Genomic DNA, 13761 nt, shown 5'->3' with positions numbered 1-13761 from the left:
ACTATTTAAAATATTACAATGAAAATCGAATACAAGAAAAGCTAGGATATCAGTCTCCCGTTAATTATCGGTTGGCTTCATCCTAACTTGGTTTTTTCTTGAGTCCCAAGGAACTAGGTCAGTTCCATTTGTGGGTTCTTTTCAATACTTTGCTTATAGATGTTTATCCATCCATAGAATCATATCATCTAAGATGGTATCTTTCTCATTTTCGTTTAGAATTTCGTGATACAAGTTCGGGTAGATCTTTTGGGTTTTATCCTCAGACGCAATGTTTTGGAATAAATAATCCCCAACAGCAACGGGAACAATTTTATCCGCTTCACCGTGTGCTAAAAACATAGGATACGAATAAGTATGAATATTCATCCGAACAAAGCTAGGTGCTTCAATCAAGAATTCTTTCAAGAAACGGGTCGTTGCTTTTTTCAAGACCATCGGATCATTTTTATATGCTTCAACAACTTCTGACACTGAACAAACATCATCTTCGACCGGATTCGCTATCTTAAGTTTGGGGAATAGTGTTCCTGCCATCTTAAGAATATAATTATTGATACCCTCCGCTTTCGGTAACGTATTCACTGCAGGACCGGAAAAAATTTGACCTCGAAGTGTATCGGGATGTGTAATTCCGTACATTGCAGTAACTAAGCCACCCATACTATGTCCGAGCATGAATATCGGTAAGTCAGGATTTTCTGTACGTGCAATACCAACAATTCGATCTGCATCATTAATGAAATCTCGGTATGAATCCAAATCTCCTTTAGGTCCAAGAGTACGCCCATGACCGCGAAGATCATAACGGTAAACACTATACCCTGCATTGTTAAGACGGTGCGTTACGTAGTCGTAACGGCCCGTATGCTCCGCAAACCCATGATTAATAACAACCACTGCTTTTGCATTTGCAACGGCGTCAACTTGATACCACAAGCTTACTGTGTTGTCTAATTTTAAATACATATACTAACCTCCTAGCGAAGTGCAATGAGTGATTCAAGAATTGTTGCATTGCTTCCACTCATGAATACTTCATGTTTATCGGCATAAGCAATTGCATCATGATGTTCACCAAAGTACCATGTGCCACCAACTTCTTTAAGAATAATTACAGCCGCTGCAATATCCCATGGTTTTAAGCGACGGCTCATATAAGAATTGGTTCGCCCTGCTGCAACTGCTATAATCTCAAGCGCTGCAGAACCCAGATAACGTTGAACCATAATGTGTTCATCCAAATCTACTTTAAAAGTTTTGAACATTCGATTATCTGCATTCACAATAGCGTCTTTAAGGACGACCTTAGGATCCAAAGGCTCAAGCTTTTGCTCATTGAGATATGATCCTTCACCTGTGATGCCCACATACATCTCATCACCCACGACATCATAGACAATGCCAAATTGTGGTTGACCATCCTCATAATAGCCTACTGAAATTGCGAAATTTCGTTTTTGAAAAATGAAGTTTGTGGTTCCGTCAATTGGATCGATAATCCACATATCGTGTTTCACTTCATTATCAATCATTTTTTCTTCTGTAATAAAGCCTTGATCTGGATACATCGCTTGAATTGCTGCAACCATAAACTCTTCTGCTTGTTTATCTACATTGGTTACAAAATCATGGGCATTCTGCTTTGTATCAATGTTCAAATTTTGAGACATCAGACTTTGTATTAAACGTCCGGTATCGCGAACGAGTTCTTTTGTAAATTCTAATTTTGTTTCTGGAACTTCTATCATAAAAAACTCACCAATCTATCTCGTACATGTTGATTGCTTGCAGCAATAATAACTTTAGGATTTTTATCTATCGGCAGATGATCAATCTCACCTCCGAAATACCAGGTTCCCCCAGCTTCTTTTAGAATTATTAATGCGGCGGCGATATCCCATGTCTTAATTTTAGGAAAGACATAAGCTTGGGCCCGACCGGCGCCAACTTCAGCAATTTCAATCGCACCTGAACCGTAGAAACGGTGTGTAATGAACTCTTTCTTTAATTCTGCTGGACTTAATTTAAAGAAGTCTGGACGGTACACATCCCCGAAAATTACAGAATCTGAAAGCAATTGGTCTTGATTCAGTTGTGGTAATCGCTCTCCATTCAAGAACGACCCAACCCCCGATATACCCACAAACATCTCATCTGCCATCACATTGTAAACAATTCCAAAAATAGGTGCCCCTTGATGGTAATGTGCGACCGAGATTGAGAAATGCTGTTTCTGATAAATAAAATTAGTGGTTCCATCGATTGGGTCAATTATCCACAAATGATCAGAGCCATGCATATCGACTGTTGATTCTTCTGTTAAAAAGTTTTGGCCTTCGTACCGCTCCTGAATCTTTGAAACGATAAATGCTTCTGTTTGTTTATCCACATTGGTGACAAGATCACTCTTTGACGTTTTTTCTTCGACTTTTATGTCTTCTTGCATCATATGGCGTATTCGTTTACCTGCCTCATAAACGACATCTATTGCGAATTTTACATTTTCTTGCATAAACGAACCTCCGTAGGATTATTATACCACCAATCATGTGATATTTTAGGCAATACCATAAATCCACAAAATATCATTTCATAAAAAAACGAGATCCATCATGGCATTGATGCATCTCGTTACAAATTATGATTTAAGTTGGGTTGATTCTTCCCAATTGACATCACACTTGAGAATTTGGGTCGGAACCATTTCATTTTTGCCTTCAATTTTGTCAATTAAAATTGATGCCGCAACTTTTCCTTCCTCGTAGGATGGTTGTACGATGGTTGTGACCGTTGGCGACGCAAATTTGGTCCACTCTAAATTATCAAATCCGAGCAATCCAATTTGTTCTGGAATTTTTTCACTTTGTGCTTTCACTGCCATGAAGACATTTCCAAGCAACCAACAATTTGCTGCAAAAATTAATGTTTTGCGATTGGGATCAATCATATCATTGAGTGATGTTTCAATGACTTCAGCGCTCATATCGTAATCGACGATATGAGTACGGTGGCGTTGCTCTCGAATTGTCAGCGCGTCGGTAAAACCGCGACTGCGTTCCATTCTGGTACTGAGGACGCTGGGATCAGCTGTAAGAAGGATAAAATCATTGTAACCTTTGTCCACTAGTTCAAATGTTGTTTCGAGCACTGCCTCATAATTATTCGTTTTAACCCATGCATTGCTTTCCATATCTGTTTGCGAATCGATAAATACTAACGATTTACCATTAGCTCTAATTTTAGGAATCAAAGCTTTAAATTGGATGGTTGGTTGCACAATAAAACCGTCAACACCCATCGACAACATCCGATCAATATAATCCGATTCACTCTCAAAGGTATAATTTGAATTACCCACAATAAGTTGGTAGTTGTGAGTTTTCGCAATCTCGTCAATTCCTTTGACGATTTGGTTTGCGAAATCATTGGTGATATCTCCAATTAAAACACCAATGAGCTTCATACTTTTAGCATTCAATGATCGCGCTGCGACACTTGGTCGGTATTGTTGTTCTTCGATAACCGTGGCAATACGGTCTTTTGTTTCTGCACTCATTTTGTCAAACTTACCGTTTAAGTAAAAGGAGACGGTTGTCTTAGATGTTTGTGCTAAGCGTGCAATATCATTAATGGTAACTTTTGGCTTTTTAGCCATAAATAGGCACCTCCCATAAAACATAAGTTAGCTTAATTATAATGTTTCAAAAAGGGAGAAACAAGTTGATGTCTTCTAATGCACGATATTTGTACATTTAGTCACATATTTTTGTAGAATCTTGCCAATTTACGGTACATTGTAGGGTCGTATGCTCTCGACCCCGAGTATTATTTTCAATTGATGCGATCAGCAAATCAGCAGCACGACGCCCTTCTTTATAGGCAGGTTGCACGATTGTTGTGATGGATGGTGTTGCATATTCTGTCCATTCTGTGTTATCAAATCCGATTAATCCAACATTTTGAGCAAGGGGTAATTCTAAGGCACGCGCCACTAAAAATACTTCTGGAAGGAGCCAGTAGTTCGCAACAAATATTAGGGTCTTTTTGCGTGTATCTACGGATTTTTTTATCACCATTTCTAACTTATCTTGGTTATATTCGGCCTCTTCAATGATATGGATTTGATGATCGACATTCAGCTCTTGAACCGCCTCCGTAAACCCTTCTACCCGTTCAATCCGGGTACTTAGAATTTTCGGATTAGCAGTTATCATAACAAATGATTCGTACCCCATCGTAGCAAGCGTTTTGGTTGTATCGTAGACTGCTTCTTTATGGTTGGCTTTGATAACATTAAGATTTAAGGTCTCAACTTGAGAGTCAATGAACACAAGAAATTTTCCACTTTTATGGATTTTTTCAATTAAATCACCAAACAGCACGGTTGGTTGAACGATGAATCCATCAACACCCATTTCGAGCATCCTTGATACATAGTCAACTTCTGTTTCATGGTTATAGTTCGTATTTCCAATGAGAACTTGATAATGATGTTGTTGAACAACATCATCAATCCCCTTAACAATCTTGTTCGCAAAATCGTTTGTAATGTCCCCAATCAAAACTCCAATAAGCTTTGTACTCTTGGAGTTCAATGACCGAGCAACAGGGTTTGGTGTATAGTTTGTTTCTTCGATGACCTTGCGAATACGCTCTCGTGTTTCATCACTCATCTTTTCTGTTTTGTTATTTAAATAGAAAGATACTGTCGTTTTGGAAGTATTGGCCAATTTCGCAATATCATTAATGGTTAGTCGTACATTTGATTTCATATCCCCACCTATGTTTTCATTCGATAGTATTTATCTGGTGTGAATACTATCGCTTTTGCGTGGAATGGTCTTCCCGCACTATAAAGTATTTTATTACCCTTAATTATCTCTTGATGACCCATCACAAACGTCAGATCACCAATCTGATACGCTGAAATAACGGTGGCATCCGCAATTGTTCCAGCGCCTTGAATGATTTCCGATTTTTCAAATGTCTTTTCACTTGGATACAGGAACGTTGTAAGAATACAATGATTTTCAAACGTAACACTGCCTCTCAACACATCATGCGTTGTGAGTTCATTGTAGTGATACGACATCTCAGTTTTTTCGGCTTGGAGTGGCACGTCACTTTGAATCGCTATCGTATGGTGCTGCTTGGTAGTTATAATACCATCCTGATACGTACATGTTGGGTCAAGGTGCCAACGAATGGTAGCAGTGTGAGTTCCTTTAGCATGTATTTCGTCCACGATTTGCCAAATTCCAGAGTCATGAATTTGCAACTTCCGTGTATGACTGTATCCATCTGCATCATAACTGCTTTCATAATAATGAACGGCGTCTTCGTGACGCACATAAGTTTTATGTGGATTCACAAATTGACGGTAGGTCCATGATCCTGTTGGAACCGATGCGTCCTGATCATCAAGAATAACGCTATTATGAGCTGCCATTGCTTTGAGTTCGATACGTTGCGGATCGTCTTCTCGATATGTATAACGGCCCGAATCAATAAGTACCGGATCGCCGTTATATACCGTAGAGATATGTAAGTTATCGGCATGACCATGTGCGCTGCCAAGGGAACCATTGGTAAACATTGTAAAGTTAGCATCAACATCCCAATTAGATCGGGTCGTAAACATACCACTCGCAATACCATCAAAATTCACTGACTGTGGATAAATGGGTTGGGTTTGTAATCCATCCAACTCCAAATACTCATAGAAATACGAATATGTCTCGGTCTCGATATTGCCAAATTTTAAGAACGTTCCATCATGCAAAAACAATCCACAATACGTAAACATTTCTGTCAGTGAACTGTTGTCACTATCCCCAAACATTTCCATCTTATTCTGAGGCGTACGTTGCATGAGTAAAGCATGGGCCATTTTAACGATACCTTCGTAAAGCCATGGTTCTTGGTGCCCTTTATATGCTTTCATTAGGTACATCATGACTTCGACATGATACATTGTCGATTGTTCCCAATGCAATCCATCCTCATAAATTTGAATCGCTACTTGTGTTTCAAGCTCAGACAATGCCCACTGGAATAGTGAGTCATTCTTGTGGTTTGTTTGACCTAACAGATAGATGATTGTGGCTGTCTGGATGCTTCCCCAATTACTGAGTGTATATTTGGGAATATACCGCGTCCGCAGTGACTCTAATTGCATTGATACACTGGATGCAATCGTTTTGTTATGATCTATGAAGCCATAATAATCAAAGAACTTCTGAGCATCATGCCAATGGACAAGACGCATCGCTGTATCCAACGTACGAGTGCTTGGACGTTCATCAATTTGAGGATGCGCATCAATCCAATCAAGAATTAAGTCCCATGCTTTGGCGATGAAACGACGATCGTCTGTTAAGACTGTTGCATTAATCAGTGTCGGCATGAATGTCATGCGGTTCAACATAAAAGTCCACTCATCATCTCCATTAGGAGTAGCATCCCAATCGATATCCTTTAACTGATATGGCGTCGCACAACGTTCCATATCCCATGTTCCCACAAAATAATAAATATCGTCTAAGATATCTTCAGCTTGTGTCAGAATTGACTCACGATGGTGCATCAATAACGTACGATATTGCATGAGTAATTTTTCTGTAAGTTTTTCCATAAATCCTCCAGTGATAAAAGGAACTACCGTGGTAGTTCCTCTGTATAATTATCCTAAAATACCAAAGAAGCTCAAGACAACTCCGATGACAACTGTTAAGATAACAAGTTTGTATGTGTTCCAACCTTTTTTCTTAATTAGGTAGTACATTAAACCTGTATATAACATTGGAAGTAAAGCAGGTGCAACTTTATCTAAAAGTGCTTGAATATTAACCGTTGATTGTTTTCCACCTTCAATAACTTCTCCCGCTGCAAATGAAATTTTAACGTTCATTTTTACGAATGTAGCAGCAAGACCTGCGATAACAGTAACACCGATAATGTTTGCGGCATTTGAGATAACTTCCATTTTTTCACTGAGTTTATCAATGATTGAAGTACCAACTTTATGACCGTAGTATCCCATGAAATAACGAATTGAGAATAAGACAGCATTAATTGTAATTAAGAACAATACTGGAGCAATTGAAACACCTTCCATTGCGAGTGACGCAAAGATGGTTGAGAAAAGCGGTGCAATCGCAAATTGTGATAACGAGTCACCAATTCCCGCAAGTGGTCCCATAAGCGCCATTTTAATACCACGAATTTCTGATTCAGGACGCCCTTCATCAGCCATTACCAAGTGTAATGAAGTAATAAATGGTAGTAATTGTGGGTTTGTGTTATAGAACTCTGTATTTGCTTTCAATGCTTCTGCAAAGTCAGCATCATCTTTATGAATTTTACGTAATCCAGGGTATAGCACTAATGCATAACCTAACCCTTGATAGTTACTGTAGTTAAATCCATTTTGTAGATAGTATGAACGCAATGTTGTTTTAAAATAATCTTTTTTTGTTAGTTGTGTATTAGATCCAGTCATCGTTTCCTACCTCCGTATTAGCTGCAGCAACTGATTTGTTTGATGCTTGGTTGTATTGTTGTAGTGCGAAAATTGTTGCAAAGAGTGCGATACCAATAACTGGTAATTTGAAGTAAGCAGCAAGAACATAACCCATTAATACAAATGGTATTAATTCTTTCTTAACCATGACAGATAAGATCATTGCAAATCCAATTGCAGGTAACATTCCACCGGCTACGTTTAATCCTGTGAGTAACCATGCTGGGATGTATCCAACAAGTGTTGTTAACATTTCCATGCTATATGCACCTAGGAATCCAAGAAGGAAACCAACTAGTGCAAACAACCAAATTGTCATATTTGCATGTAATTTAAAGCCACGGAAATCTTGTTTGTCTAAAGCACGTGTAGCACCTTCAGGAGCACCTGCACGAACTGTATAGATTGCTGTTTGTAAGAACTGAATTGCAACAGCAAATGGCATTGATAATGCTAATGCACTTTCTGGTGTAACTGCTGGGTTTGTTATTGCCATTAATGTACCGATAATACCAGGACCAATTGGGTTAGGTGGAACTGTACCACCAGCACCAACTCCGAATCCCATAAATGCTAATTCAGCAATAGCACCAACTTGTAATGCTGTTTGAATATCTCCTAAGATAACACCAACACCAAATGCGAGGAAAATTGCGCGGTTTGTATATACACCCCAGAGCATCCCTGCATAACATGCTGCTGTCCATAGACCGATTAATACGGCTTGAATAAATGTTATTTCCATTTTCTTTCTCCTATTTAAATGTGTTTTCTAATGTCTACTTCAACGGATCCATCGTCTCCACGAGGGGTCGTTTTAGTATTAAATTCAATGTTGTATTCGTTTACGAGTTTATTTAAATGCGCTTTATCGTCAGCACCTAAGAAAATTGAGCGTGTAATCTTTTCTTTTCCTTCAGTGTTGTGGATGTTACCAATGTTGATGGTTTTGATGGGAACGCCACCTTCCACAAGACGTAATGCATCTTTACAATCTTTAATAATGATGAAGATTGATTGTGCTGGAGCCGCTTTGTGAATTACTTCAATTGTTTTTTCTACAGTAAAGAAACGCATTGCAATTCCGCTTGGAATGACAGCTTTCATCAGTGTTTGCGCCATCGGATCATTGCTTGCTTCATCGTTTGCAACGATAACAGTGTTTACACCGAGCGTTTTAATCCATAATTGACCTTGTCCGTGTACAAGACGTTCATCAATACGTGTCATTACAATATTTGGTTGTGTCATAATATTCTCCTCTTATCTACCAATATGGGTTCCAATCTTTGTATAAGCGCATGAGGGCTTCAAGGTAGAAATAATCTCCCCAGATATTTCCTTCATCAACACCTTTACCGCTATGCCATGAATAAACACCATGGTAGAGCACTGGATTTCCCGGTTCGTGAGTTTCCTCTGTATAGTTATCAATCAATGATCGCATCATCGTTTGAATAGCACCTTCATAAACAGCTTTATCAGCATCGTTTGGAAGGTATTTATTCATTTCATCCATACCGCAAATTGCAATTGCTGCAGCACTGGAATCACGGGATTGATCATCACCGTCATTAAAGATGAGGTCCCAGAATGGAACATTATCTTTCGGTAAACGATTGAGGAAGTAGTGGGTCATACCTTTATACAGTTCGGTAACATCATTTGTTTTTGTGTATCGAATGTTTAATGGAATTCCATAAACACCCCATGCTTGACCACGTGCCCATGACGAATCATCATTGTATCCTTGACGTGTCGCACCGCGTACTGGTGCACCCGTTTTTGGATCCATGTAATACGTATGATAAGCACTTGCATCATCGCGAACAACATACTTGATACTTGTTTGGAAATGGCGTTGAGCCATGTCTGCAAACTTTGGATCGTTTGTGACTTCTGTTGCCCAATAGAGCAAGGGAATGTTTAGCAAGCAATCGATAATAAAACGATAGTGTTCAGGATTGTTATATTCACCCCAAGCTTGGATGAATTCACCCTTTTCTTGCCAACGTGTAATCAATTTTTCTGCTGCAAGAACCGCTGTTTCTTTTGCGAGCTCATTGCCTGTTAATTTATAGCCGGCAACGCATGATAGCGAATATAAGAAACCCAAATCATGATGTTCAAGTTCGATATTGTTATCAAGACGATGTCTGAATGACACAACATGCTCCAACGCAAGATTTTTGTATTTCTCATCTTGAGTATATTCATAAGCGAGCCAGAGTTGTCCGGTCCAAAATCCTTCAGTCCAATCAGTGTTTTCGATGATTGGATATTTGAGGTCTTTTGTAGCACTCCATGGGAACTTCCCATCGAAGTAAGCAATGTTTTTATCAATCTTAGCGATTGAATCTTCGATTGCTTTTTTCAGCTCTGCCTCTGTCAATTTAGGTGCATTTAGGTATTCGTCGCGTCTTGAAATTGACTCAACATTTACGTGCTTTACTGTGTTAAACATAATTCCTCCAAATTCATATAAACTGGTTTACTGGACACCCACATACTAGACCTGAAATTAATGAAAGTCAATAGATTTTCGAAAAAATGTTAAACGCTTACAAGTGATGAAAATCCATTTTTTCACAAGATAGAAAATTATCAACCTTATATAATGGCGAAATTATTATCGGTAAAATTTGGTTCAGTAAACCGGTTGACAAAACCGGTTTACTGCGATATTATGGGTTCACTGGTACTTAAATACACAGTTTCACTGGACAAAGTTATTAAGGAGATTTCTTATGAATGATATTTTAAACGCAATACAAAATATTGGAATTGTACCGGTTGTTAAGATTCAAAAAACGGAAGATATTCTACCCATGGCACACACCCTCAATGAAGGCGGCATCAACTGCATGGAAATTACCTTCCGCAGCGAATTTGCAGTTCAAGCAATTCATGAAATTCGCAACGCTTACCCAGATATGATTATTGGTGCAGGAACTGTCACTTCCGTTGACTATGCACAACAGGCACTTGAAGCTGGCGCACAATTCCTTGTGACACCAGGATTCAATCCTGACGTTGTAAAATGGGCTGTTGATCACAACATTCTCATTGTTCCTGGAGTACAGACAGCATCAGAAATTGAAGCTGCAATGGCATTTGGTCTAACAACACTTAAGTTCTTCCCAGCCGAATCAAGTGGCGGTGTCAAGAAACTCAAAGATTTCAGTGGGCCTTACAGCCATATTAAATTTATGCCATCCGGTGGCATCAACAAATCGAATATGCACAACTATTTGGATCTCCCTAATGTTGCTGCAATTGGCGGTAGCTTTATGCTTCCGAACGATTTAATTGCTGCAGGAGATTGGGACGGAATTGAAACCCTCTCTAAAGAAGCAATCAAATTTATGCTCGAGTATAAACTTATGCATATCGGCGTCAACAGCGAATCCAAAGAACAAGCACAAAAACTTGCTCAAGATTTAGCAACATTCTTTAATTTTAAATTTTACGAGACAGCAGTTGGTTCAAAATCTGACGCAGGTTTTGAATTTCTACATGCACCAAACGAGAACTTAGGATACTTCGGGATTCAAACACGTTATCCCGAACGCGCCCTTTACCAACTTGCAAAACAAGGCATCCATGCCAATGAAGCAACAATCGCACGTAATAAAGCACAAGCAATTACAAGCGTCGCACTAAACCGTGACATTGCCGGCTTCAACATTCGTCTTGTAAAATCAGAAATTTAAGCTTAGGAGGATTTATGAAAAAAGTAATTACATTTGGTGAGATTATGCTTCGTTTAGCACCACAAGGCTATTACCGCTTTTCACAAGCGGATGTCTTAGAAGCAACTTATGGCGGTGGTGAAGCAAACGTTGCAGTATCCCTAGCAAACTTTGGGATGGATGCTTCCTTCGTTACAAAACTTCCAGCACATGCAATGGGACAAAATGCTGTTAATTCACTACGCTACTTTGGCGTGGATACAACATCCATTGTTCGTGGTGGTGATCGTATCGGAATTTACTACCTTGAAAAAGGCGCTTCACAACGTCCAAGCCAAGTTATCTACGATCGTGCCCATTCCGCAATCGCTGAAGCACAACCAGAAGATTTCAACTGGCTAGAAATTCTAAAAGGCCATGATTGGTTCCATTTTACAGGGATCACACCAGCCTTAAACCCTAACGTTGCAGCAATTACTTTGGAAGCACTTAAGGCAGCAAAAGCTTTAGGAATTACCGTTAGCTGTGACTTAAACTACCGTAAAAAATTATGGACACAACAAGAAGCAAACGATACGATGTCAACACTTATGGAGTATGTTGATGTCTTGATTGCTAACGAAGAAGACGCAGAGAAAGTATTTGGCATTCATGCTGATGCAACGAACGTTGATCAAGGTGAAATTGACCACGAAAACTACATCAGTGTTGCAAAACAACTAACAGAGCGTTTTAACTTCAAGAAAGTTGCAATTACACTCCGTGAATCAATTACTGCCAACGATAACATTTGGTCAACCATGCTTTATGCAGACGGTACGGCATATTTTACACCCCGTTACAATATGCATATTGTCGACCGTGTCGGTGGTGGCGATAGCTTTGGAGCTGGGCTTATTTATGCACTAACTCATGAAATGAACAACCAAGATGCCATTAACTTTGCGACAGCAGCAAGCTGCCTCAAACATTCAATCGAAGGCGACTTCAACCGCGTTACCGTTGAAGAAGTCATGACATTAGTTCAAGGTGACGGATCAGGACGCGTACAACGCTAAAAAGGACAGGACAATTATTATGACAACATTTAAAATGGATAACTTCCGTTTAGACGGAAAAGTAGCACTTGTTACAGGTGCTTCATATGGTATTGGTTTAGCATTAGCTACAGGATTTGCTGAAGCTGGTGCAACAATCGTCTTTAATGACATTAATCAAGACTTAGTAAACAAAGGACTTGCAGAATACGAAGCAATCGGAATCAAAGCACACGGATACGTTTGCGACGTTACGAACGAAGAACAAGTTCAAGCAATGATCAAACAAATTGAAGCAGAAGTTGGTTCTGTCGACATTCTTGTAAACAACGCTGGAATCATCAAACGTATTCCAATGGTAGAAATGAGTGTTCAAGACTGGCGTCAAGTTATCGATATCGACTTAACAGGTCCATTCATCATGGCTAAAGCAGTCTTACCAAGCATGATTGAAAAAAATGCAGGTAAAATTATCAACATTTGCTCAATGATGAGTGAATTAGGCCGTGAAACAGTATCTGCATATGCAGCTGCTAAAGGTGGTCTTAAAATGTTAACACGTAACATTGCTTCAGAGTACGGCGAGCACAATATCCAATGTAATGGAATTGGCCCTGGTTACATCGAAACACCACAAACTGCACCATTACGCGTTGATGGACATCCATTCAATAGCTTCATTATTTCAAAAACACCAGCTGCACGTTGGGGAACACCTGAAGACTTAATGGGACCTGCAGTATTCTTAGCATCCAATGCTTCAGACTTTGTTAACGGTCACGTATTATACGTTGATGGTGGTATCTTAGCGTATATCGGTAAACAACCCGAATAGTATTCGTCATTTAAATATCTAGGAGGATTCAATGAAAATCGCATTAATTAATGAAAATTCGCAAGCATCAAAAAATGAAATTATTTATACTTCTCTCAAACAAGAAGCAGAGAAAAAAGGACATACTGTTGTAAACTACGGTATGTACTCAAACGAACAAGATCACCAACTCACTTATGTACAAAACGGTCTTCTTGCATCAATCCTACTTACAACAAAAGCTGTTGATTTCGTCGTTACAGGATGTGGAACTGGTCAGGGTGCAATGCTTGCAGCCAACTCATTTCCAAATGTCTTATGTGGTCATGTAACATCACCACTTGATGCATACCTCTTTGGTCAAGTAAACGATGGAAACTGTATTGCAATGCCATTCGCACAAGGTTTCGGATGGGGTGGTGAAGTAAACCTAAACTACACATTCGAAAAATTATTCTCAGAGCCTTTTGGAGGTGGATATCCAAAAGACCGTGTTATTCCTGAACAACGTAACAAAAAGATTTTAGATGGCGTTAAGGCTGTTACACACCGTCCTTTAATTACCATTCTTAAAGAAATCGATCAAGATTTCCTTAATTCAGCTATCAATTACCCTGAATTTAAAGAATATTTCTTCGAAGCATCACAAGATCAAGAAATCTCTGATTACCTTAAATCAATTTTAGATTAATG

General features: G+C 39.1%; 15 protein-coding genes. 5 read left to right on the top strand and 10 right to left on the bottom strand.

Features of this window, described 5'->3' with window-relative positions:
• The coding region (locus GVV19_RS10900) for an IS3 family transposase (RefSeq protein WP_328598615.1) at positions 1-86 on the top strand (86 nt) is incomplete at its 5' end.
• 67 nt (positions 87-153) lie between these two features.
• On the opposite strand, the gene GVV19_RS08590 is transcribed toward GVV19_RS10900, so the two are convergent.
• The 10 genes from GVV19_RS08590 to GVV19_RS08545 form a co-directional block, all read right to left on the bottom strand.
• Positions 154-969 (bottom strand): alpha/beta hydrolase, encoded by an 816-nt coding sequence (locus tag GVV19_RS08590; protein WP_159647061.1) that lies wholly within the window; start codon positions 967-969, stop codon positions 154-156.
• Between the two features lie 11 nt (positions 970-980).
• Positions 981-1751 carry an inositol monophosphatase family protein gene (locus GVV19_RS08585; RefSeq protein ID WP_159647059.1) on the bottom strand — a complete coding sequence of 257 codons (771 nt, stop codon included), beginning with the start codon at positions 1749-1751 and terminating at the stop codon, positions 981-983.
• On the bottom strand, positions 1748-2515 hold the full coding sequence (locus GVV19_RS08580; protein WP_159639693.1) for an inositol monophosphatase family protein: 768 nt from the start codon (positions 2513-2515) through the stop codon (positions 1748-1750). The genes GVV19_RS08585 and GVV19_RS08580 overlap by 4 nt, the downstream gene beginning before the upstream one ends.
• A gap of 126 nt (positions 2516-2641) precedes the next feature.
• The gene (locus GVV19_RS08575) at positions 2642-3658 is read right to left on the bottom strand and encodes a LacI family DNA-binding transcriptional regulator (RefSeq protein ID WP_159639694.1); all 1017 of its coding nucleotides are present in this window, start codon (positions 3656-3658) and stop codon (positions 2642-2644) included.
• Between the two features lie 97 nt (positions 3659-3755).
• On the bottom strand, positions 3756-4775 hold the full coding sequence (locus GVV19_RS08570; RefSeq protein ID WP_159639695.1) for a LacI family DNA-binding transcriptional regulator: 1020 nt from the start codon (positions 4773-4775) through the stop codon (positions 3756-3758).
• 8 nt (positions 4776-4783) lie between these two features.
• Positions 4784-6637 (bottom strand): alginate lyase family protein, encoded by a 1854-nt coding sequence (locus GVV19_RS08565; RefSeq protein ID WP_159647057.1) that lies wholly within the window; start codon positions 6635-6637, stop codon positions 4784-4786.
• A gap of 48 nt (positions 6638-6685) precedes the next feature.
• A complete protein-coding gene (locus GVV19_RS08560; RefSeq protein WP_159634303.1) occupies positions 6686-7504 on the bottom strand; it encodes a PTS system mannose/fructose/sorbose family transporter subunit IID in 819 nt (272 codons plus the stop codon).
• Positions 7491-8270, bottom strand: a complete 780-nt coding sequence (locus GVV19_RS08555) for a PTS mannose/fructose/sorbose/N-acetylgalactosamine transporter subunit IIC (RefSeq protein WP_159639698.1) — start codon at positions 8268-8270, stop codon at positions 7491-7493. The genes GVV19_RS08560 and GVV19_RS08555 overlap by 14 nt, the downstream gene beginning before the upstream one ends.
• Positions 8271-8284: 14 nt before the next feature.
• Positions 8285-8776: a PTS sugar transporter subunit IIB gene (locus GVV19_RS08550; RefSeq protein WP_159634307.1), complete on the bottom strand. Its 492-nt coding sequence runs from the start codon at positions 8774-8776 to the stop codon at positions 8285-8287.
• A 16-nt stretch (positions 8777-8792) separates the two neighbouring features.
• Positions 8793-9989: a glycoside hydrolase family 88 protein gene (locus GVV19_RS08545; RefSeq protein ID WP_159634310.1), complete on the bottom strand. Its 1197-nt coding sequence runs from the start codon at positions 9987-9989 to the stop codon at positions 8793-8795.
• Positions 9990-10272: 283 nt separating this feature from the next.
• Here GVV19_RS08545 and GVV19_RS08540 point away from each other — a divergent pair, with 283 nt between their 5' ends.
• The 4 genes from GVV19_RS08540 to GVV19_RS08525 are packed head-to-tail and all read left to right on the top strand — an operon-like array spanning position 10273 to position 13759.
• Positions 10273-11238, top strand: a complete 966-nt coding sequence (locus tag GVV19_RS08540) for a bifunctional 4-hydroxy-2-oxoglutarate aldolase/2-dehydro-3-deoxy-phosphogluconate aldolase (RefSeq protein WP_159647055.1) — start codon at positions 10273-10275, stop codon at positions 11236-11238.
• A 14-nt stretch (positions 11239-11252) separates the two neighbouring features.
• Positions 11253-12275 carry a sugar kinase gene (locus tag GVV19_RS08535; protein ID WP_159647053.1) on the top strand — a complete coding sequence of 341 codons (1023 nt, stop codon included), beginning with the start codon at positions 11253-11255 and terminating at the stop codon, positions 12273-12275.
• Between the two features lie 19 nt (positions 12276-12294).
• Complete coding sequence (locus tag GVV19_RS08530) at positions 12295-13089, top strand: gluconate 5-dehydrogenase (RefSeq protein ID WP_159639701.1); 795 nt, start codon at positions 12295-12297, stop codon at positions 13087-13089.
• 31 nt (positions 13090-13120) lie between these two features.
• Entirely contained in the window at positions 13121-13759 is a 639-nt protein-coding gene (locus tag GVV19_RS08525) for an RpiB/LacA/LacB family sugar-phosphate isomerase (RefSeq protein WP_159647051.1), read from the top strand.
• Positions 13760-13761 lie beyond the last annotated feature (2 nt).

It is taken from the genome of Erysipelothrix anatis (assembly GCF_009828745.1).
Classification (GTDB): domain Bacteria; phylum Bacillota_I; class Bacilli_A; order Erysipelotrichales; family Erysipelotrichaceae; genus Erysipelothrix; species Erysipelothrix anatis.
Note: the sequence above shows the minus strand (reverse complement) of the source record. Positions and strands in the feature narration are given on the sequence as shown.